Here is a 20,049-nt window from a genome sequence, read left to right on the forward strand (position 1 = left end):
TTCATGTTCAGTCTTCAAAAGCCGGGCCGCACGCGCAGGGCGGCCGCCCTGGTCCGCGCGGCCTGTGCGGTCGCGGTAATCGTGAACGGCGCCGGCATGGGCACGGCGCGGGCCGCCTATCCGGATCATCCGGTCACCATCGTCGTGCCGTTCGCCGCCGGCGGCGCATCCGACATCGTCGCCCGCGTGGTGGCGCAGCAGCTGAACGACGAATACCACCAGGCCTTCATCGTCGAAAACAAGCCGGGCGGAAGCACGCAGATCGCCACACGCTTCGTGATCAATGCGCCCGCGGACGGCCACACCCTCCTGCTGGCCACGACTTCCGTCGTCAACAACACCTATCTGTACAAGAACCTGAACTACGACGCGGCCCGCTCGCTGCGTCCGGTCATCGGGTTGGTCGACGTGCCGGCCTTCCTGATCGTCGGTCCGACCATGCCGGCCAAGACGGTGCCCGAGTTTCTTTCCATCGCGCACCAGCGCTCCGACAACAACAAGCTGTCCTTCGGCTCGGCCGGCACGGCCAGCACGCTGCACCTGGCCGGCGAGTGGCTGAACCAGGTCGAGCACCTGAAGGGCGTGCATATCCCGTACAAGGGCAGCGGACCCGAAGTCGTGGCGCTGGCTTCGGGCGAAGTCGACTACTCGTTCGAAAACCTGGCGCCGGCGCAGCCGCAAATCGCCAGTCAGCGTATCCGCCTGCTCGCCATCGCCGGGCCGAAGCGCTTTCCCACCCTGCCCGACGTCCCGCCGCTGAAAGACTTCGGCTTGCCCGATACGGACATGGCCAGCTGGTTCGTGCTGCTCGCGCCGGCAAAAACGCCGGACGACGTGGTCGACAAGTTGAACGCGTCCGTCAACCGCATCCTGGCCAGGCCGGACATCCAGAAACGGCTGCTGGACCTGGGCCTGGTCCCCACCGGCGGCACGCCGCAGCAATTGGCCGACCGCATGAAGGCCGATAGCGAAAAATGGATCGCCATCATCAAGGCCGGCAACGTCACCGTGGACCAGTAAGCCCATGCATAGCGTAGAAGCGCCGGCCCACGAGGCCGGCACCGCCCCGGGCATCATCGGCGCGCGCATTCCGCGCCGCGAGGATGCGCGCCACCTGGCCGGCGCCGCCGCCTTCATCGCCGACATCGCGGTGCGCGACTGCCTGGAGATCGCCTTCGTGCGCAGTCCGGTCGCGCATGGGGTGCTGAAGGGCGTACATCCGGGCGACGACGTGCCGCCGGAAAATATCCGGCTGGCCCGGCACTTCGACGGACGCGCCCTGCCCATCAAGGCCGAGCTGCTGCGCGATGGATTCCATGGCGCGCCCTACCCGCTGCTGGCCACGGGCAAGGTGCGCTTCGTGGGCGAACCGGTCGCGCTGGTGATGGCGCCCACGCGCGCCCAGGCGGAACGCTGGGCCGAGTCCTTCACGCTGGATATCGAACCTTTGCAGCCGGTGCTCCAGGCTCGCGCGGAATGGGAAAACCCGGGCATCCCGCTGCATGAAAACCTGCAGTCCAATCTGATCATGCGCGCGGCGCGCACGATAGGCGACTTCGACCGCATCGAGGCCGCGGCGCGCGACGGCGCGGGATTGCATCGCATCGAACGCCGCTTCGCCATGGAGCGGGTACTGGCCAGCCCGCTGGAAGGCCGCGGCTGCCTGGCCTATCGCGACAAGGCCAGCGGCGCCCTGCACGTGCATCTGTCGACGCAGCGGCCGCATCTGATACGCAGCTTCATCGCCGCCCAGATACCCGGTTTGCGGGAAAGCGACCTGCGCGTGATCGTCCCCGACGTGGGGGGCGGTTTCGGCGCCAAGAGCAATCTGTACCCGGAAGAAGTACTGCTGACCGCGCTGGCCATGGAGCTGGGCCGGCCGGTGCGCTGGATAGAGGACCGCTACGAGCATTTCGTCGCCAGCAACCATAGCCGCCAGCACGACCAGGACATCGCCGCCTGGTTCGACGGCGATGGCCGCATCCATGCCATCGACGCGACCTTCATCGTCGATGCGGGCGCGTATTGCGCCAAGACATCCACCGGCGCGATCGAGGCCAATATGGCGGCCAATGTGATGCTGGGGCCTTACGACATCCGGAACTACCGCTTCCAGGCCATCAGCATCTACACCAACAAAAGTCCGGTCGGCCCCTATCGCGGCGTGGGCCGGCCCGGCGGCTGCTTCGCCATGGAGCGCATCGTCGACGAGGTCGCGCACTTCCTGGGCATGGATCCGGTGGAAGTCCGCCGGCGCAACCTGATCCCGGCGGAGAAGATGCCTTACGTCACCGCGACGGGGCTGGCCTACGATTCGGGCGACTACCGGCAGGCGGTGGACGAAGCAGCGCGGCATGTGCGGACGAATTGGGGCGAGCGCCCGCCCGCGAGCGCCCGCCGCCGCGCCGGCGTCGGCTACGCCATGCTGGTCGAGCAGGCGGGACATGGCTCGGAAGAATGGTTTCGCCGTGGGTCGCCCACGGTCTATGGACACGAGGCCGCGCGCGTCATCCTGAACGGCGATGGCACGCTGGAGATCGACGTCGGCACGCTGGCCCACGGCCAGGGCCATGCCACCAGCTACGCGCAGATCGCCGCACAGATCACCGCCATTCCTATCGCTGATATCCGCGTGCGCCAGGGCGACACCGCGGCCACGCCCTATGGCATGGGCACGGTCGCCTCGCGTTCCATCGTCATGGGCGGCGGCGCGGTGGCCCAGGCTTGCGAAGCATTGATCGCCAAGGCGCGCCGCATCGCATCGGCGAACCTGGGCGATGCGCCGGAAGCCCTGCGACTGCGCGACGGCGCGCTGCACGGCGCGCACGGCTGCCTGAGCCTGGCGGAAATATCCCGCATTTCCACCGTGCAGATACACAAGCTGCCGAAAGATATCGAACCGGGCATGTCTGTGCAGGCCTTCTACCGGCCCAGCGTCGAAACCGGCACGTTCTCGTACGCGGTGCACGCGGCGCGGGTGGAAGTCGACATCGATACCGGCTTTGTGGCGATCACCGATTACCTGGTGGTGGAGGACTGCGGCACCGTGGTCAACCCGCTGATCGCCGACGGCCAGGTGATCGGCGGCGTCGCCCAGGGCATCGGCCAGGCGCTGTACGAGGCCATGCGCTACAACGACGACGGCCAGCCGCAGACGGTGACCTTCGGCGACTACGTGGTGCCCAGCGCCATGGAAGTGCCGGCCATAGAGATCATCCACCTGTGCACGCCTTCGCCGTTTTCCGCCTTCGGCGTCAAGGGCATGGGCGAAGGCGGCTCGGTGCCGCCGCCCGCGGCCATCGCCAATGCGGTGCGCGCCGCCCTGCGCGAACGGGACGTGGCCGTGGATCGCACGCCGGTCGAACCCGATTACCTGCTGGCGCAGTGGCTGGCGCGGGAGCAAGCGCAATGAAGTTCCCGGATTTCGACTATCGCGCGCCCGCCTCGCTGGACGAAGCGCTGGATACGCTGGCGGCGCTGGGCAGCGATGCCAAGGTGCTGGCCGGCGGGCAAAGCCTGTTGCCGACGATGCGCTACGGCCTGGCGCGCCCGGCCGTGCTGGTGGACCTGAAGCGCGTGCCGGCGCTGCGCGGGCGGCAGGTACGCGACGATGGCATTTCGTTCGGCGCGATGACCACGCATGCCGATCTCGCGCGCGGCGCGCCGGATACGCCGCTGGCATCGCTGCTGGCGGCGCACGCCGCGCAGATTGCCTTCCCGGCCGTGCGCACGCAAGGCACGGTGGGCGGGAGCCTGGTGCACGCCGATCCGGCGGGTGACTGGCCGCTGCTCTTTTCGGCGCTGAACGCCGCGGTGGAGCTGCGCAGCCTGCGCGGACGGCGCGCGGCCGCGTTGCGCGATTTCATCCAGGGACCGTTGACCACGGAGATCGAGATCGATGAGCTGCTGACGTCCATCATGCTGGATGCGGACCACGCGGGCTTGACCGCGTGGGGCCGCGCCAAGCTGATGCACCGGGCGGGCGAGTACGCCGCCACATCCGCGGTGGCGCTGCGGCGCGCATCCGGACAGTGGTCCTGCTGGATCATGGCGCCGTCCACCGGCCCGCGCGCGGCGGCGGGCTGCGCCGCCCTGCTCGACGCGGCCTCGCCAGACTCAAGCCAGCCTGGCGCGGCCCGGCCTGACGCGGCCCGGCCTGGCGCGGCGCGACCCGATACCGCGCGGCTGATGCGGCAAGCCATGGAGGACATCGCGCGGATGCTGCCGGACGAGCCGGCCGTCGCGCATCACCGCCACGCGGCCAACCTGGTACGCGCCATCGAGCAGGCGCGGGAGTATCGCCATGACTGAAACCCGCATAAGCGTAGACCTGCTCGTCAACGGCAAGCCGGCGACGCTGGACGTGGAACCCAACGCCAGCCTGGCGGACGCATTGCGCGAACAGGCGGGCACGACTTCCGTGCATCTGGGCTGCGAACACGGCGTCTGCGGCGCCTGCAATGTCATCGTCGATGGTGAAGTGGTACGCGCCTGCCTGACGCTGGCAGCGGGCTGCGGCGGCGCCGCCGTGACCACGGCCGAGGGCCTGGACGACGACCTGGCGCACCGCCTGCGCGACGCCATGCATCGCCACCATGGCCTGCAATGCGGCTTCTGCACGCCGGGCATGCTGATTACCGCCCACGACATGGTGGCGCGCGGCCAGTCCCCCTGCCCCGCGGACATACGCGAACAGCTGTGCGGCAACATCTGCCGCTGCACCGGCTACCAGGGCATCGTCGCAGCCATCCAGACCACCATAGAGGAATCCACATGAAGCCCTCCGATCAGGCAGGCATCGTCGGCGTCGCCTGCGTGCCGCACGCGCCGCAGTTCCTGTCGCGCCCGGACACCGAAGACCTGGACCAGGTCGAACGCGTCCGCGTCGCGATGGCGCAGGCCGGCGACCGCCTGCGCGCGCTGCGGCCGGACTGCATCATCATGCTGTCCAATGACCACGGCGACCACTTCGTCACGCACTCCGTGCCCGCTTTCTGCGTGCATGCCGCCGCCAGCGCGGACGGCATGCACAAGCATCGCGGCAACTGGACGCTGGACCCGTCCATGGGCTACGGGCTGGTGCGCGCCATGGAAGAGGAAGGCTTCGACCTGGCCTACACGCTGTCGGCCAAGCTGCCGACCGCCTTCACGATTCCCTACGAGTTCATGGGTTTCGGCAGGGAGGTGCCGCTGACGCCGATCTTCGTGAACGCCTACGTGCCGCCGCAGCCGTCGGCGCTGCGCTGCCATGCCTTCGGCCAGGCCTTGCAACGCGCCGTCACCCGCATGGGGCGACGCGCGCTGCTGATCGCCAGCGGCGGCCTGTCGCACTATCCGGGTACCGCGCACTATCCGCATCCCGACGTCGGCACCGACCGGCAACTGTACGAGCAGATGTGCGCCGGCAACCTGACCGCCCTGCTCGCCTTGGACGATGCCGCGCTCGACCGCACGGGCAACCTGGAATTGCGGGCGCCGCTGATCGCGGCCGGCGCCATGGGCAATCGCAAGCCCTTCATCGCCACGTTCGAACCGTCCTGGCATCACACCTATAGCGTGCTGGCCTGGGACCTTACCGAGCCCGGCGAGACCGCGCCCCTGATCTATCCGGCGCTGCCCCCGCAGCGCGTGCCGCTGGTGCAGGCCTTGTACAGCCTGCGCAGCGATCCGGACAGCGCGCGCCGCTACCTGGACGACCCGAGCGCCTGGTGCGACGGCTACGCGTTGGCGCCGGACGAACGCGTAGCCTTGCTCGAAATGAATCCCGAACGCCTGCGCGATGAATTCTCCATCCATGCCCTGCTGACTTCCGGCGCGGCGACGCAATTGCGCATCCTGCGCGAACGCGGCGCTTCATCCGAACAGGCATCCCACCCATCATCCAACCCTTAGGAAACCGCCATGTCCATCGAAACCTTCAACTCCCTCAAGGGCGCCACGCCGGAAGCCCGCCTGGCCGAACTCGGCATCGAACTGCCGGAACGCCGCCAGCCCGTCGGCAATTACGCCGGCGCGGTGACCACCGGCAAGCTGGTCTTCGTCGCCGGCCATGGCACCTTCAAGGGCGCCGAACAGACGCACAAGGGCAAGCTGGGTGGTGAGGTGTCCATCGAAGAAGGCAAGGCCGGCGCCCGCAACGCCGTCATCAGCGCCTTGACCTCGCTGAAGGCCGAAATCGGCGAATTGTCGCGCGTCAAGCGCGTGGTACGCCTGTTCGGCATGGTGGCTTCGACGCCGGACTTCTTCCGCCAGCCCGAAGTGATCGACGGCGCCTCCGACGTGCTGACCGCCGTATTCGGCGCCGCCGGTATCCATGCGCGCTGCGCGGTGGGTTTCGCGGCACTGCCCTTCAACATGCCGATCGAACTGGAAATGGTCGTCGAGATCGAGTGAGGACAGCATGACACGCACTGCAGAAATTGCCGGAGGCGGTATCGGCGGGCTGGCCGCGGGCGCGCTGCTGGCCCGCCAGGGCTGGCGCGTACGCGTCCACGAGCAAGGCGACGAAATCCGCGAGATCGGCGCCGGCATCTACATCAAGAACAACAGCCTGGAAGTCCTGGAACACCTGGGCGTCATGCGCCGCATCGAAGCGCGCGGCACCAAGCTGGAACGCGCGCAGATCCGTTTCGCCGACGGCCGCGTCAAGCAGGAACGGCAATTGACCGGCGCCTCCCGCGTCCACACCTTCCCCCGCCAGGCCTTGATCGAAGGCCTGCGCGATGTGGCGCTGGACAGCGGCGTGCAGATTCTGACCGGCTCCCGCGTCACCGGCGCCGGCGGCGGCAAACTGCACACGAAGGACGGCAGCCACGCGGCGGACCTTATCGTGGCGGCCGATGGCGTGCGTTCGGCGGTGCGCGAATCGCTGAACATCGGCGGCGGGTTCACCGAGCTGCCCACGCTGATAGATCGTTTCCTGATCGAGTCGCGGGAATTCACCAAGGAACTGCAAACCGTAGAACATTGGTCGGGCAACCGCCGCATAGGGGTGACCCCGGCCGGGCCGGCCCATACCTATGTCTACATGGTGGCGCCCGCCTCCGACGCCGGCGCGGCGCGCCTGCCCCTGGACGTGGCCGACTGGTCGCGCCGCTTTCCCCTGCTGCGGCCGCTGTTCGAGGTGCTCGCCAGGGCGCCCGCCACCCAGTATCCCTACGGCGTGGTGAACTGCCCGCGCTGGGCGGTGGGCAACGTCGCCATCCTGGGCGATGCCGCGCACGGCCTGCCGCCGACGCTGGGCCAGGGCGCGGGACTGACCTTGATGAACGCCTTGGCCCTGGCCACGCTGGTGCGCGACGCCACCGACATCCCCGCCGCGCTGCAGGGCTGGGAACGGCGCGTACGCTTCATCAGCGACCGCACGCAGGCCTGGGCCTGCCGCTACGACGCCTTCACCCGCCAGTGGCCCACGGTGCTGGATTTCGCAAGGCCGCTGGTGGTGTGGAGCTTCGGGCGGTTCCGGTCGCTGAACAACCGCATGCGCATCGCCGACCACGGCCTTGCGCTGGCTGGCATACACGTGGATACGGGACGCAGCCATGCTGATAGACGGTAGCAAGACACTCGCGGCGGACCGCGCCACGGTGTGGCGCGCGCTGGCGGATGCCGACTTCCTGCGCGCGACCATTCCGGACTGCAAGACGCTGCAGGCGATCGATGGCGACCGCTATGCCGCGACGCTGGTCAGCGCGGTAGGCCCGGTGCGCGCCTCGTTCGACGTAACGTTCCGCCGCGAGGTCGAGACCGACATGCAGTCGTATGTGCTGATAGGCGAAGGCAACGGCGGCATGGCCGGCTCGGCGCAGGGCCGCATTCGCATCGAGCTCAGCGATATGCCGGGCGGGACGTTGCTGGCGTATTCGGCGGAGACGGCGATCAATGGCAAGCTTGCCCAGCTGGGCAGCCGCCTGATCGACGGCGCCGCGCGCAAGTTCTCGGAGCGTTTCTTCCATAACGTCCAGAAGCGGTTGGCGGGATCGTCCACCGCGGATCCTCGCGCGGCCGCCTCCGGTTCGTTCGGAGGCCAGCCGCGCGGAGCGGGAGCCGCGCCGGGAACGCAGGCATGGGGGCCGGCCGCTCCGCCTGTCCGGACATCGTGGTGGCTGCCGCTGGCCTGCGGCCTGGGCTGCTTCGCCGGCACCTTCCTGGCCGGATATCTGCGATGAGATCGATACGATGACCGAAGCCGCGCGCCCCCGCGCCAGCCTGTACGGACACCGCCATGGCGTCGTGACAGGACACCATCTCGCGACCCGCGCCGCCTGCGCGCAGCTCGAACGCGGCGGCACGCTGGTGGACGGGATGATCGCGGCTTCCGCGGTCCTGGCCGTGGTGCTGCCGCACGCGACCTCGCTGGGCGGCTGCGGAATGATGCTGCTCCATGATGCCGCCAGCGGAAAGACACGCGCGCTGAACGGTTCCGGCATCGCGCCGGCCCGGGCCACCCCTGCCCTGTTCGCGCAGGCCATCGACGCGCGAGGGCCACGCAGCTGGGTGGTCCCTGGCCTGGTGCGCCTGTGGGCGCAGGCGCACCGCGCCCACGGACGACAGCCCTGGCGCACCCTGTTCGAGGATGCCATCGAGCTCGCCGCCGACGGCGCGGCGTTCTCCAGCGAGGTCGCGCGCAATCTGGCGCTGGTCGCGCCGCAGGTGCGCGCGCAGGCGGGCTTCGACACCGCATTCCAGGTCGACGGCGTTGACCGCCGCCCAGGCGCGCCATGGCGTCAACGCGCGCTCGCGGACACCCTGCGACACATCGCCCTGCATGGCGAAGCAGGCTTCTACGAAGGCCCCGTGGCTCGCGCCCTATGCGCGTTCTCCGCGGAAACCGGCGGCTTGCTGCAACAGGAGGACCTGCGCCGCGTCGCCGCCGACTGGACCGAACCCGTCAGGCAGCGATACGGCAAGCTCGAAGCGCTGGTCATGCCGCCGAACTCCGTCGGCGTCCTCATGCTGGCGCAGTTGGCGCGACTGCAAGGCAGCTTCGCCGCGCCTCGCGCGCAACGGCTGTACGCGCAGGTCATGAACGCCCGCGCCTGCCTGCCCCGGCTGCACGACCGCGTCGCCGACGACCGGGCCGCCTGGCCATGGCGCGACGATGCGTTGGCCGCGGCAGTCCCCGGCCCGGTGCGCGGCGAACCGGGCGACACCGCCGGCATCGTGCTCGCCGACCACCGGGGCAACGGCCTGGTAATGCTGCAAAGCGTCTTCCAGCCTTTCGGCAGCGGCTGCGTGGACCCCGCGACCGGCATCCTGATGAACAACCGGCTCAGCGAGTTCAGCACCGATCCTGCACGCCACAACCTGCTGGCGCCGGGCAGACGGCCGGTGCATACGCTGAATCCCTACATGGTCTTCGAGGATGGCCGGCCGGCGCTCTATGCCGTGTCGCCGGGCGGCGTGAGCCAGACCACCACCGCCGTGCAATGCATCTCCAACGTGCTGCTGGACCATACGCCGCTGCCGCAGGCGCTGGACCTGCCGCGCTGGAGCATCGGCCGCGACGGCCAGCTCATGTGCGAACCGGGCTTCCCGCAGGAAACCGTCGGCCTGTTGCGTGATGCCGGCGTCCGGGTGGTGGAGAATTCGCTGCACCCCTTCTACTTCGGCTCCATCAAGGCCGTGCGCTACCTGGACGGCATGCTGGAGGCCGCGGCGGACCTGCGCCGCCAGGCCTGCGCATCGGCATGGTAGCTAATCGATGCGCGTACCGGTCAGCCGCTCGCTGAGCTGCCACAACCGGCCCGCGGCGACCGGGTCGATGGCGCGCGGCCTGACACCGTGCAGTTCCGTGGACTCATCCGAAGGCAACGCGCGCGCGATTTCACAATCCGCGCAATAAACGCCGCCCATGCCCGCCAGCAAGGGGCTGGTGGCGCACCAGACACTGGTCGCGGCGCCCTGCCGTGGCGTTTTTTTATTGTTCTCCGGGTCGATGATCGGCTTGCCATTCCGGTCGATGACATCGCTGGCATCGATCAGCGCTTGCGGCATATGCCGGATCAGATCCGTGACAATGCCGCCCGGATGTACGGCGAACGATCGCACCCCCCATCGTCGGGCTATCGAGTCCAACGCCACGGCAAACAAGGCATTGGCGGTCTTGGACTGGCCGTAGGCGACCCAGGGTTCATACTGGCGCCGGTCGAAATTGGGATCGTGGAAATCGACGCCGGCACGGCGGTGCCCATAGGAACTCAGCGAGATAACGCGCGCCCCTCCGGCCTTGACCAAAGCCGGCCACAGCCGGCACGTCAGCTGGAAATGGCCGAGATGGTTGGCGGAGAACTGCGATTCATAACCGCGCGCGTCGCGCATCAACGGGGGCGCCATCACGCCGGCGTTGTTCACCAGGATATCGACCTTATCGGTCGCCTCCAGTACACGGGCGGCGAAGCGGTCGATGGAAACGGGATCGAGCAGATCCATCGCTTCCAGCATGACGTCCGGCATATCCGCCAAAGCGACGCGCGCCTTCACCATGTCGCGAGCCGGCACGACGATCCTGGCGCCAGCGTCCCTCAAGGCCTTCACCGTTTCGATGCCGATACCCGAATAACCGCCAGTGACGACGGCGCACTTGCCGGCAAGGTCGATGCCGCGAACCACATCGGCCGCGGTGGATGCGGCGCCGAAGCCGGAGCCGATGGGAGTTTGTGGGGTGGTCATGCCTTCCTCCTGATGACGGACATGCATGGTAGGATGCCGCCTCCATCCCCTCACAGCCTTGCGAGTACGATTTTCATGCGCGGGCGTACATATCCATCGCCGGACGCTTTATCCGATCTACTGGGTGTGCTGGATATGCGCTGCGATATCTCCGGCCAGTTGGTGGCGGGCGGCGCGTGGGTGCATCGCTTCGCCAATCCCGACGCGGTGAAATTCTGCGTGGTCACAACCGGCGCATGCTGGTTTCAACTGGATGGCGGCTACGGCCCAGCCCCACTGCAAACCGGCGACGTGGTGGTCACCAGCGGCAAACGCCGGCTGATCCTGGCCAGCGATCCCTCGCGCTTGGCCACCGCGACCACCGACGACATAACGAAAGACGACGACGGTACGTACAGGCTGGGCACTGGAGAGGACTTCACCATGCTGGGCGGCATCGTGCGCATCGACGCCGACCGCCAGCCCCTGCTTTTGAGCTGCCTGCCCGATCATCTGCATGTACCGCGGGCGCGGCAGGAGCCCGGCGCCATTGCATGGCTGCTTGGCCAGCTGGTTGCGGAGATGCGGCCCGGCGGCCGTCCCGGCCGTTCACTCCTGGCCGCGGGATTGACCCAACTGCTGCTGGTGCATACGCTGCGCGCCTACGTAGAACACGCCCCGCCGGCGGATACCGGCTGGCTGAAAGGCTTCGGCGATCGGCGCCTGTCCATGGCGCTGAGCAGCATGCACCGCATGCCCGAACGCGACTGGACCCTGGACGAACTGGCGAAGGAGGCCGGGATGTCGCGCACATCGTTCGCAACACGGTTTCGTGACACCATGGGTCTGACACCGCTAGGCTATCTGACCGAATGGCGCATGCAGCTCGCGACGCGGGCGCTGCGCAACGGCGCCTCTGTCGCCCAGGCCGCCGCCAGCGCCGGCTACAGCTCGGAAAGCGCCTTCAGCAGCGCTTTCAAGCGTATCGTGAAGGTGGCGCCGGGCCAATACCGCAGGACCGGGCCACGGGCCCGGTGACTCACGCCGCAAAAGTCATTCGACCTTGAGATTGTGGTCCTTGACCAGCTGGGCGAACTTCTTCGTTTCAGCATCGATCCGCGCGGCGAACTCCGTGGGCGTCGCGCTCATGGGCTCGGCGCCCGCCGCGTCGAGCTTCTGCCTGAACTCCGGCGATGCGGTGATTTGCGCGACCTGCGCGCTCAGCTTGTCCAGCACCGGCCTGGGTGTGCCGGCCGGCGCGAAGACGCCGAACCAGGTCCCGATATCGAAACCCTTCAGGCCCGCCTCCGCCAGCGTGGGCACGTCGGGCAGCGCCTTGCTGCGTTGCGCGGTGGTGACCGCCAGCGCGCGCAGCTTGCCCGCCTTGATCTGCGGCAGCACCGTGGTCATGGTGTCGAAGGACATGGCGACCTGGCCGCCCAGCAGGTCGGTGGTCAGCGGGCCGCTGCCCTTGTACGGGACATGCAGTAGCGTCGCGCCGGTGGCGGCCTGGAACTGGGTGCCGATCAAATGCTGCGCCGTGCCGAAGCCGTTGGATCCGTAGGCCAGCCCATTGGGTGACTTTTTCGCCAGCGCGACCAGTTCGGCCACATTGCGCGCCGGCGTGTAGGCCGGATTGATGGTCAGCACGTTCGGCACCATCGCGATGGGCGCGATCGGCGCCAGATCCTTCTGGAAGTCGTACCCCAACGATTTATAGACGCTGGTGGCGATCGTATGGTGCACGGCGCCCATCAACAGCACGTACCCGTCGGGCTTGGCCTTGGCGACGTAATCCGCGCCTATGGTCGCGCCCGCGCCGGGCCGGTTCTCCACGATGACCGGCTGCCCCAGGCTGCGCGATAACTGGTCGCCCAGTGCGCGGGCCAGCACATCCGTCGTGCCGCCCGTGGGAAACGGCACGACCAGCGTCAGCGCATGGCTGGGCCAGGTTTCGGCCGCCGCCGCGGGCAGGCTGGCGGCGGCGGCGAATCCCGCCGCCAGCAGGGCGGCGCCGCGCATGCGGCGCCTCGAGCCACGGGCAAAGCAACGCGTGAAACGCGTAAAGAAATATCCAGCGTGCATTGTTGTCTCCTCATTGTCGTTATGGACGGCCTGGCGGGCACGGGCGGCCGGTTATGTCCGGCTCATCGGCAAGCGGCCGCGATGACCGCGCGGGCCGGGCCGTTCAGGCGGCCGCGGCCGCACGGCTGGCGGCCAGGTGCGCGCACACCGCGCGCGTCACGTCGTCCGTGCCGGCCGTGCCGCCCAGGTCGCGGGTGTGCAGATCGGGATCGGCCGTCACCGCCTCGATAGCGGCCATGACCCGTTTGGCCGCTGCCATTTCCCCCAGGTGCTCCAGCAGCATGACCACCGACCAGAACGTACCGACCGGATTGGCCCAGCCCTTGCCCATGATGTCGAAGGCGGATCCGTGTATGGGTTCGAACATGGACGGATAGCGGCGTTCGGGGTCGATGTTGCCGGTGGGCGCGATACCCAGGCTGCCGGCCAGCGCGGCGGCCAGGTCGCTCAGGATGTCGGCGTGCAGATTGGTGGCGACGATGGTGTCCAGCGTGCGCGGACGGTTCACCATGCGCGCCGTGGCGGCATCGACCAGCTCCTTGTCCCAGGCAACATCGGGAAACTCCCGCGCGATGCGCGCGGCCACTTCATCCCACATCACCATGGCATGGCGCTGGGCGTTCGACTTGGTGATCACCGTCAGCTGCTTGCGCGGGCGCGACTGCGCCAGGCAGAAGGCGAAGCGCAGGATGCGTTCGACGCCGACGCGGGTCATGATCGAAACGTCGGTGGCGGTCTCGATGGGGTGGCCCTGGTGCACGCGTCCGCCTACCCCGGAATATTCGCCTTCGGAATTCTCCCGCACGATGACCCAGTCCAGGTCTTCCGGCGCGCAGCGCTTCAAGGGGCCGTCGATGCCCGGCAGGATGCGCGTGGGCCGGACGTTGGCGTACTGGTCCAGGCCCTGGCAGATCTTCAGGCGCAGCCCCCACAGGGTGATGTGGTCGGGAATGTGCGGATCGCCGGCCGATCCGAACAGGATGGCATCCTTGTCGCGCAAGGCATCCAGGCCGTCCTCCGGCATCATCACGCCATGCCGGCGGTAGTAGTCGCCGCCCCAGTCGAAATCCTCGAACTCGAAACGCAGGCCGCCCTGCGTCGCCGCGACGGCCTCCATGACGGTGCGGCCTGCCGGCACGACTTCCTTGCCGATGCCGTCGCCCGGAATGGTGGCGATCCTGTATGTCTTCATTGCGATGCTCCAACGTGGATGGCTACGCCATTGTGCGGTGTGGACAGTGTTGAAAAGCACCGCTAAAGTTGAACCGTCGTTAACCTGTAGTTAACAATGACCGGCGGCGCTCCTGTTCCGGGAATTCATGCCGGCGCGAGATACGCAAGCGATGAAGGACGCCATCACGCCATGAATCACACCCCGGGTCTCCAGGCATCCGACCTGGCCTTCTTCGTCTCCATCGCCGCCGCCGGCACCCTGAGCGCCGCCGCGCGCGACCTCGGCATTTCCACCGCCGCGGTCAGCAAGCGGCTGGCGGCCCTGGAAGCGCGGCTGGGGCTTCCGTTGCTGGTGCGCACCACCCGCCGCATCAGCGCCACGCCGGAAGGCGAGGTGCTGCTGGAACGGGCGCGCGCCATCCTGGGCGACATCGACGATCTGCGGCAATTGCTGGGACGCGCCAAGGACAAGCCGGGCGGCCTGCTGCGCGTCAACGCCACCCTGGGCTTCGGCCGCATGCACGTGGCGCCGGTAATATCGGAATTCGTGCAGCGCTATCCGCAGGTCGAAGTGCAACTGCAATTGTCCGCCGATCCGCCGCCTCTGGATGAGGATGCCTTCGACGTTTGCGTACGCTTCGGCGCGCCGCCGGATGCACGTTTCGTCGCCACCTTTCTGGCGCCCAACCGCCGGCTGCTGTGCGCGTCGCCCAAATACCTGCGCACGCGCGGCACGCCGCAGTCGCCCGCCGACCTGCAGCGCCACAACTGCATAGGCATACGCCAGGGCAGCGACGCCTACGGCGTCTGGCGCTTGACGCCGGTGCGCCGGCCGCGCGCGTCGAACGCTTCATCGTCGCGCAAGGCGGCCGCCGAGGCCGTCCACGTACGCGGCAACCTGACCACGAACGATGGGGAAATCGCCGTGAAATGGGCGCTGGACGGCCATGGCATCGTCATGCGGGCGGAATGGGATATCCGCCGCCACCTGGCCAGCGGCCGGCTGGTGCCCGTGCTGCCGCATTACGCGACGCCGGAAGCGGACATCCATGCGGTCTACAACCAGCGCCTGCGCATGGTGTCCCGCGTCCGCAGCTTCGTGGATTTCCTCGTCGAGCGCTTCAAGCCGCTGCGGCCGACTTCATGAAGGCCGGCGGCGCTTAGTACAATCGTCTTCCTGGCCCATCGGCCACGCCGAGCCAACGATCGGGAGGACATCATGGTCAGTCGGCTCTTGCCTTTGCTCACCCTGCTCCTGGGTGCGTACGCCCATGCCGACGGCCACGCCGGCACCCCATCGCCGCGGACGGACGCGGTCACGCAGACACGCCATGCCGAAGGGAAACCGATGAATAAGGAATTGCAGTACCAGGTGCGGATGGTCGTATCCCAGGACCTCGCCGACGCCTACCGCGACGGCCGGGACACGCCGGCGCTGGCCAGGCTGCGCGATGCCTTGCGCGCGCACCATGCGGCGATCACGTCGCAGTACGACGCCTTCGCGGGATATGTGAAACAGGCCGAAAAGGACGGCGTCCAGGACTATCCGCTGTACCAATGGACGCTGGACACGATCCGTGATCCGGCCAAGCAGGCCAAATACCAGCGCGTGTTCACCGTGTACGTGAACGACCAGGAAGTCTACGGCGAGCGCATTGCCGATGCGCTGGTGGCGGATATATCCGCGCTGGGCACGAACGCGGGCGTCGAAAGCATCAGCAAGCTCGATACGAATCCCGCCAACAGCCCCCAGCCGCCCAAGGCGGGCGCGCGATAGCCTAGGCTTTCAGATCGATCTCCAGCCGGATCGCATCGCCGCGGTACGTCACGTCGGCGTAGTAAAGAACCTCGCCCGCCGCGTCATGGAATATGCGCGCGACATTGGCCACCGGCGCGTCCTTGGCGATATGCAGCAATGACGCCGTTTCCGCATCGGCGGTCCCTATGGTCAGCGTCTGATGGGCGCGCGCGATCCGCACGCCCGGCAGCTCCAGCATCACCGGAATGACGGCGCGCGAGCGTAGTTTCTCCGGCGCCAGCGCGAAGATCGACTGCGCGATATAAAGCGAAATCACGCAGTACGCCCGCCCATCGTTCATGTGCAGGCGCCGCATATAAACATAGCCCTCTTCCCTCCCTCCCCCCACCGGCAGCGGACGCGGCGTCTCGTCGATCGCCAGGATCACCGGCGCCAGGCTGCGGTAGGTGCTCCCCAGTTCGTGCAGTGAACTCTCCAGCGGCGCGGTCTTGATCGGCCGTGCGGTTGCCGTGACGAAGGTGCCCTGGCCGCGATGGCTGGCCAGCAGGCCCTCGGCCACGAGGAGCTGCACGGCCTGCCGGGCGGTGAGCCGCGCCACGTCGAAGGTTGCGGCCAGTTGCTGCAGCGAAGGCAAGGCATGTCCCGCGGGCCATTCCCCCTTTTCGATGCGGCGGCGCAGCTGATCCGCCACGGCGACGTAGCGCGGGATCGGACCGGCGGCAATAGTTTGGCGATGTACAGACATATATAAGTCTAGTATTATGTACTTTTAGATTTAATCCAAGCGATTTTTCGCTAAAACCTCGCGCCAGGGCCTTCATCCATCGTAAGGCCCAGCCACAGGATCACCCGCCGCACATGACTGTCAACCATCCTTTCCAAGTCGCCAGGCTCGAAACATTCGTCCTGCGCGCGGCGGCCGAGCCGCCCGTGCGCACCTCTTTCGGCATCATGCATGACCGCCCCGCGGTACTGGTCCGGGTCACCGATACGGAAGGACACCAGGGCTGGGGAGAAGTGTGGTGCAACTTTCCGGCGGTCGGCGCCGAGCACCGCGCGCGCCTGGTCGACACCTGCATCCGGCCGCTGCTTTGCGGCCGGACGTGGTCTTCGCCATCGGAATGCTTTCAATCCCTGAGCGATGGCGTACGCATTTTAGCGATCCAATCGGGCGAACATGGACCGCTCGCGCATGCCATCGCGGGCGTCGATACCGCGATCTGGGATATGGCGGCACGCCGCGCGGGCTTGCCCTTGTGGAAGGCGCTCGACCCCGCGGGGCAGCCGACTATCGCGGTCTACACCTCCGGCATCAATCCGGACCGGCCGGAGCTGGTAGCCGAAGCGAAGGCGCGCGAAGGCTACACCGCCTTCAAGCTCAAGGTAGGCTTTGGCGATCAGCGCGACGAAGACAATGTGCGCGCCCTGCGCGACGCAATGGGACGCGACGCCATCTTGATGGTGGACGCGAACCAGGCCTGGACGCCCACGCAGGCCGAGGCCATGGCGCGGAGGCTGGCGGCCCATGGCCTGGAATGGCTGGAAGAACCGTTGCCGGCGGATACGCCCTGGAACGTCTGGCGGGCGCTGGCCGACAAGGCCCCGCTGCGTATCGCCGCGGGAGAAAACCTGCGCGGCGCCGAAGCCTTCCGCGACGGCATCGAACAGGGTGGCCTGGCGGTCATCCAGCCGGACCTGGGCAAATGGGGCGGCTTCAGCGGCTGCCTGCCGGTGGCGCGGGATGTCCTGCGCGGCGACCGGTGGTTCTGCCCGCATTGGCTGGGCGGCGGTATCGGCCTGACGGCTTCCATGCATCTGAAGGCGGCCGTCGGCGGGCCAGGCTATGTCGAGGTCGATTCCAATACCAACCCCTTGCGCGATCTGCTGATGCAGGAAGGCCATGCCGTAAAGAAGGGCAAGGTCACCCTGTCCGACGCGCCGGGCCTGGGCGTGGAGCCATCCCTGGACCGCCTGGCGCCCTACATCGTCGCGGCCCACGGAGCATAAGGCCATGGCCATGCGGAAGATCGTGATCACCGAGTTCATGGACGAAGGCGCCGTGCGCCGCCTGGCCGATGAATCGGTTTCGTCGGCCTGCCGACAGGCCTGCCTTCCGCGCCTTCGTCGAGAAAGAACGGAAGAAGTTCGCCGAAATCGTCAAGGCGGGGAATCTGTAAGCCCGCAAGCGGCTTCACGCTTATACTGGCCCCGCTAGACCGGCCTCCCATTGCGCCGCTGCGCAGGGAGGCCGGATCGTTTTCCGGCCCAGGTTTTTCGCAGTTTTTCCTTTCATGCAGTCCCGACGAGACCCTCGCAGAAGCACGGCCATCCCGACCGGCGCCCCTTCAGCGGATCGGGCCGTGCCGCCGCCGCCCATCGCATGGGCGGACGGTCGCGCCGGACCACCGGCCGATTTCGACTGGAACGAGGACGGCGAAAGCGCGCGGGCCGCGCGTGCGCTGCTGGGCGAAGGCGCCTCGCCGCATACGGTCGCCTCGTACCGCGCGGCCGTGCGCTATCTCGCCGCCTGGCACGAACAACGGCTGCAGGCGCCGTTCACGCTGCCCGTTCCGGTACGGACGGTCGTCCTGTTCATCACCGATCACTTGCAGCACACCGGCGGTACCGGCCTGGAGCATGGGCTACCCGCGGACGTGGACGCGGCCCTGGTGACGTTGCGTGTGAAGGCCCGCCCGGGTCCGTTGGCGCTGTCCACCGTGCAGCATCGCCTGGCGGTGCTCTCCGAAGCCCATCGCACGCGCGATCTGCCGAATCCCTGCCGCAGCCGCGCCGTGCAGACGCTGCTGGCGCGAACGCGCGCGGCCTACGCCAGGCGCGGTGCGCGGCCATCGCAGAAGCCCGCATTGACGCGCGAGCCCCTGGAGCAGTTGCTGCGGACCTGCGACGAGTCGCTGATCGGATTGCGCGACCGCGCCCTGCTCCTGTTCGGCTGGGCCAGCGGCGGGCGGCGGCGTTCCGAAATCGTCGCCGCGCGCGTCGAACACCTGCGGCCGGCGCCGGACGGTTATATCTACGTGTTGCGCCGCTCCAAGACCCACCAGGACGGCGCCGATCACGCGGACATGTACAAGCCGGTGGTCGGCCGCGCGGCACAGGCGCTGGAAGCCTGGCTGCAAGCCGCCGGCATCGATGGCGGGCCGATATTCCGCCGCATACGCCGCGGCGGCGCGATCTGTGATGAAGCGCTCAGCGGCGAAGCCGTGCGGCGCATCGTCAAACAGCGTTGCGCGATGGCCGGCCTGGACGAACGCTATGCCGCGCACAGCCTGCGCGCCGGCTTCGTGACCGAAGCGGGACGCCAGGGCGTGCCCCTGGCCGAAGTCATGGCGATGACCGGGCACGCCAGCGTCAACAGCGTGATCGGCTATCACCGCGCCGGCGCGGCGCCGACGCTGCGCGCCGCGCGCTTGCTGGAGCCCGGCGAAACGCAATCCGGCGGCGGCGGGTATTCCCCGATTGGTGCGCACCAGAACCGGACCTAATCTCTTTATCGGTTCGCCGCTGGACAAGGCCGGATGGATGGCCATCGGATGTGTTGCTCGTACGGCCAGGCGGCCTGATTCGTGGAGACACCATGTCGTCGATATCCAGCGCGGAAAAGCAGGCCCGCATCGAGCTCGCGGCCTGTCATCGGGTGCTTGCGCACCTGGGCGTGAACGACCTTACCTATAACCATCTCTCGGTCCGCGTGCCGGACGAACCGGACGCCCTGCTCACCAAGCAGGGCACGGAAATGTTCGACGAGGTGACGGCCTCTTCGCTGCGCAAGTATTCGCTGGACGGCACGCCGCTGCACGACGGGCCGCCGCTGAGAGCCGGCGCCCTGGTGATCCACGCCGGCATCCTGCAGGCGCGTCCGGACATCCATGCGGTGTTCCACACCCATACGCCCGCCAACATGGGCGTGTCCTCGCAGAAGCATGGCCTGCTGATGGTCAACCAGCACGCGGTCAAGTTCTACAAACGGCTGGCGTATCACACCTTCGGCGGCTTCGAATTCAATATGTCGCAGCGTGCGCCCTTGATCGAAAGCCTGGGGCCGCATCGCGTCGCGCTGTTGCGCAATCATGGCGCGCTGGTCTGCGGCCGCACCCTGGCCGAAGCGATGACCGAGCATCAATTCCTGGAAATGGCCTGCCGCGGCCAGATCGCCGCCTTGTCGGGCGGCGCCGAGGTGACGCTGATTCCCGACGAGGTCGCCGCCTACGGCGTCACCCAGGTCACCTTCGAGAACGCGGCGGACGCCGGCGCCAAGGACTGGGCCGCCTGCCTGCGATTGGCGCATCGCCTGGACCCGTCTTTCGCGCAATAGCGTAAGGAATGCCGGGGTACGATGTCGCTGCCTTGATCAAGCCCGGCGC

At 67.9% G+C, this 20,049-nt stretch carries 19 protein-coding genes; 15 read left to right on the forward strand and 4 right to left on the reverse strand.

Annotated elements, in window-relative coordinates; all coding sequences use genetic code 11:
• The first annotated feature begins 3 nt into the window (after window positions 1-3).
• From ACNA0R_RS19240 to ACNA0R_RS19280, 9 genes are read left to right on the forward strand one after another with little or no spacing between them, the layout of a single operon-like run.
• A complete protein-coding gene (locus ACNA0R_RS19240; protein WP_415827655.1) occupies window positions 4-1,020 on the forward strand; it encodes a Bug family tripartite tricarboxylate transporter substrate binding protein in 1,017 nt (338 codons plus the stop codon).
• 4 nt (window positions 1,021-1,024) lie between these two features.
• The gene (locus tag ACNA0R_RS19245) at window positions 1,025-3,412 is read left to right on the forward strand and encodes a xanthine dehydrogenase family protein molybdopterin-binding subunit (RefSeq protein ID WP_415827656.1); all 2,388 of its coding nucleotides are present in this window, start codon (window positions 1,025-1,027) and stop codon (window positions 3,410-3,412) included.
• Complete coding sequence (locus tag ACNA0R_RS19250) at window positions 3,409-4,311, forward strand: FAD binding domain-containing protein (protein WP_415827657.1); 903 nt, start codon at window positions 3,409-3,411, stop codon at window positions 4,309-4,311. Before ACNA0R_RS19245 ends, ACNA0R_RS19250 begins: the two co-directional genes overlap by 4 nt.
• The gene (locus tag ACNA0R_RS19255) at window positions 4,304-4,777 is read left to right on the forward strand and encodes a (2Fe-2S)-binding protein (RefSeq protein WP_415827658.1); all 474 of its coding nucleotides are present in this window, start codon (window positions 4,304-4,306) and stop codon (window positions 4,775-4,777) included. The genes ACNA0R_RS19250 and ACNA0R_RS19255 overlap by 8 nt, the downstream gene beginning before the upstream one ends.
• A complete protein-coding gene (locus ACNA0R_RS19260) occupies window positions 4,774-5,892 on the forward strand; it encodes a DODA-type extradiol aromatic ring-opening family dioxygenase (protein WP_415827659.1) in 1,119 nt (372 codons plus the stop codon). Before ACNA0R_RS19255 ends, ACNA0R_RS19260 begins: the two co-directional genes overlap by 4 nt.
• Window positions 5,893-5,901: 9 nt before the next feature.
• Window positions 5,902-6,393, forward strand: coding sequence for a RidA family protein (locus ACNA0R_RS19265; RefSeq protein ID WP_086065174.1), 492 nt, complete (start codon window positions 5,902-5,904; stop codon window positions 6,391-6,393).
• Between the two features lie 7 nt (window positions 6,394-6,400).
• Window positions 6,401-7,558 carry an FAD-dependent oxidoreductase gene (locus ACNA0R_RS19270; RefSeq protein ID WP_415827660.1) on the forward strand — a complete coding sequence of 386 codons (1,158 nt, stop codon included), beginning with the start codon at window positions 6,401-6,403 and terminating at the stop codon, window positions 7,556-7,558.
• Window positions 7,542-8,168: a CoxG family protein gene (locus ACNA0R_RS19275; RefSeq protein WP_415827661.1), complete on the forward strand. Its 627-nt coding sequence runs from the start codon at window positions 7,542-7,544 to the stop codon at window positions 8,166-8,168. Before ACNA0R_RS19270 ends, ACNA0R_RS19275 begins: the two co-directional genes overlap by 17 nt.
• A gap of 10 nt (window positions 8,169-8,178) precedes the next feature.
• Entirely contained in the window at window positions 8,179-9,696 is a 1,518-nt protein-coding gene (locus tag ACNA0R_RS19280; RefSeq protein ID WP_415827662.1) for a gamma-glutamyltransferase family protein, read from the forward strand.
• Here ACNA0R_RS19280 and ACNA0R_RS19285 read toward each other — a convergent pair whose 3' ends face one another.
• The gene (locus ACNA0R_RS19285) at window positions 9,697-10,671 is read right to left on the reverse strand and encodes an oxidoreductase (protein ID WP_415827663.1); all 975 of its coding nucleotides are present in this window, start codon (window positions 10,669-10,671) and stop codon (window positions 9,697-9,699) included.
• A gap of 75 nt (window positions 10,672-10,746) precedes the next feature.
• Here ACNA0R_RS19285 and ACNA0R_RS19290 point away from each other — a divergent pair, with 75 nt between their 5' ends.
• Window positions 10,747-11,688 carry a cupin domain-containing protein gene (locus tag ACNA0R_RS19290; protein WP_415827664.1) on the forward strand — a complete coding sequence of 314 codons (942 nt, stop codon included), beginning with the start codon at window positions 10,747-10,749 and terminating at the stop codon, window positions 11,686-11,688.
• A 15-nt stretch (window positions 11,689-11,703) separates the two neighbouring features.
• On the opposite strand, the gene ACNA0R_RS19295 is transcribed toward ACNA0R_RS19290, so the two are convergent.
• Both ACNA0R_RS19295 and ACNA0R_RS19300 read right to left on the reverse strand, forming a co-directional pair.
• Entirely contained in the window at window positions 11,704-12,672 is a 969-nt protein-coding gene (locus tag ACNA0R_RS19295) for a tripartite tricarboxylate transporter substrate binding protein (RefSeq protein ID WP_415827665.1), read from the reverse strand.
• 166 nt (window positions 12,673-12,838) lie between these two features.
• Window positions 12,839-13,927 carry a tartrate dehydrogenase gene (locus ACNA0R_RS19300; protein ID WP_415827666.1) on the reverse strand — a complete coding sequence of 363 codons (1,089 nt, stop codon included), beginning with the start codon at window positions 13,925-13,927 and terminating at the stop codon, window positions 12,839-12,841.
• Between the two features lie 171 nt (window positions 13,928-14,098).
• On the opposite strand from ACNA0R_RS19300, the gene ACNA0R_RS19305 reads away from it, so the two are divergent.
• Both ACNA0R_RS19305 and ACNA0R_RS19310 read left to right on the forward strand, forming a co-directional pair.
• Window positions 14,099-15,055, forward strand: coding sequence for a LysR substrate-binding domain-containing protein (locus ACNA0R_RS19305; RefSeq protein ID WP_415827667.1), 957 nt, complete (start codon window positions 14,099-14,101; stop codon window positions 15,053-15,055).
• A gap of 72 nt (window positions 15,056-15,127) precedes the next feature.
• Window positions 15,128-15,685, forward strand: a complete 558-nt coding sequence (locus ACNA0R_RS19310; RefSeq protein WP_415827668.1) for a hypothetical protein — start codon at window positions 15,128-15,130, stop codon at window positions 15,683-15,685.
• Between the two features lies 1 nt (window position 15,686).
• Here ACNA0R_RS19310 and ACNA0R_RS19315 read toward each other — a convergent pair whose 3' ends face one another.
• On the reverse strand, window positions 15,687-16,412 hold the full coding sequence (locus ACNA0R_RS19315) for a GntR family transcriptional regulator (RefSeq protein WP_415827669.1): 726 nt from the start codon (window positions 16,410-16,412) through the stop codon (window positions 15,687-15,689).
• A 113-nt stretch (window positions 16,413-16,525) separates the two neighbouring features.
• Here ACNA0R_RS19315 and ACNA0R_RS19320 point away from each other — a divergent pair, with 113 nt between their 5' ends.
• From ACNA0R_RS19320 to ACNA0R_RS19330, 3 genes are all read left to right on the forward strand, one after another.
• Window positions 16,526-17,674, forward strand: coding sequence for a mandelate racemase/muconate lactonizing enzyme family protein (locus ACNA0R_RS19320; RefSeq protein WP_415827670.1), 1,149 nt, complete (start codon window positions 16,526-16,528; stop codon window positions 17,672-17,674).
• A gap of 353 nt (window positions 17,675-18,027) precedes the next feature.
• The gene (locus ACNA0R_RS19325; protein ID WP_415827671.1) at window positions 18,028-19,170 is read left to right on the forward strand and encodes a site-specific integrase; all 1,143 of its coding nucleotides are present in this window, start codon (window positions 18,028-18,030) and stop codon (window positions 19,168-19,170) included.
• Between the two features lie 92 nt (window positions 19,171-19,262).
• Window positions 19,263-20,000 carry a class II aldolase/adducin family protein gene (locus ACNA0R_RS19330; protein WP_415827672.1) on the forward strand — a complete coding sequence of 246 codons (738 nt, stop codon included), beginning with the start codon at window positions 19,263-19,265 and terminating at the stop codon, window positions 19,998-20,000.
• Window positions 20,001-20,049 lie beyond the last annotated feature (49 nt).

The organism is Bordetella sputigena, from assembly GCF_965137885.1.
GTDB classification, from domain to species: domain Bacteria; phylum Pseudomonadota; class Gammaproteobacteria; order Burkholderiales; family Burkholderiaceae_B; genus Bordetella_C; species Bordetella_C sputigena.

Coding starts and splice junctions, on each gene's coding strand:
- ACNA0R_RS19290 (WP_415827664.1), top strand. CDS start 10,747: ATGCGCGGGCGTACATATCCATCGCCGGACGCTTTATCCGATCTACTG.
- ACNA0R_RS19330 (WP_415827672.1), top strand. CDS start 19,263: ATGTCGTCGATATCCAGCGCGGAAAAGCAGGCCCGCATCGAGCTCGCG.
- ACNA0R_RS19310 (WP_415827668.1), top strand. CDS start 15,128: ATGGTCAGTCGGCTCTTGCCTTTGCTCACCCTGCTCCTGGGTGCGTAC.
- ACNA0R_RS19245 (WP_415827656.1), top strand. CDS start 1,025: ATGCATAGCGTAGAAGCGCCGGCCCACGAGGCCGGCACCGCCCCGGGC.
- ACNA0R_RS19280 (WP_415827662.1), top strand. CDS start 8,179: ATGACCGAAGCCGCGCGCCCCCGCGCCAGCCTGTACGGACACCGCCAT.
- ACNA0R_RS19240 (WP_415827655.1), top strand. CDS start 4: ATGTTCAGTCTTCAAAAGCCGGGCCGCACGCGCAGGGCGGCCGCCCTG.
- ACNA0R_RS19250 (WP_415827657.1), top strand. CDS start 3,409: ATGAAGTTCCCGGATTTCGACTATCGCGCGCCCGCCTCGCTGGACGAA.
- ACNA0R_RS19315 (WP_415827669.1), bottom strand. CDS start 16,412: ATGTCTGTACATCGCCAAACTATTGCCGCCGGTCCGATCCCGCGCTAC.
- ACNA0R_RS19275 (WP_415827661.1), top strand. CDS start 7,542: ATGCTGATAGACGGTAGCAAGACACTCGCGGCGGACCGCGCCACGGTG.
- ACNA0R_RS19305 (WP_415827667.1), top strand. CDS start 14,099: ATGAATCACACCCCGGGTCTCCAGGCATCCGACCTGGCCTTCTTCGTC.
- ACNA0R_RS19255 (WP_415827658.1), top strand. CDS start 4,304: ATGACTGAAACCCGCATAAGCGTAGACCTGCTCGTCAACGGCAAGCCG.
- ACNA0R_RS19300 (WP_415827666.1), bottom strand. CDS start 13,927: ATGAAGACATACAGGATCGCCACCATTCCGGGCGACGGCATCGGCAAG.
- ACNA0R_RS19285 (WP_415827663.1), bottom strand. CDS start 10,671: ATGACCACCCCACAAACTCCCATCGGCTCCGGCTTCGGCGCCGCATCC.
- ACNA0R_RS19320 (WP_415827670.1), top strand. CDS start 16,526: ATGACTGTCAACCATCCTTTCCAAGTCGCCAGGCTCGAAACATTCGTC.
- ACNA0R_RS19265 (WP_086065174.1), top strand. CDS start 5,902: ATGTCCATCGAAACCTTCAACTCCCTCAAGGGCGCCACGCCGGAAGCC.
- ACNA0R_RS19295 (WP_415827665.1), bottom strand. CDS start 12,672: ATGCGCGGCGCCGCCCTGCTGGCGGCGGGATTCGCCGCCGCCGCCAGC.
- ACNA0R_RS19270 (WP_415827660.1), top strand. CDS start 6,401: ATGACACGCACTGCAGAAATTGCCGGAGGCGGTATCGGCGGGCTGGCC.
- ACNA0R_RS19260 (WP_415827659.1), top strand. CDS start 4,774: ATGAAGCCCTCCGATCAGGCAGGCATCGTCGGCGTCGCCTGCGTGCCG.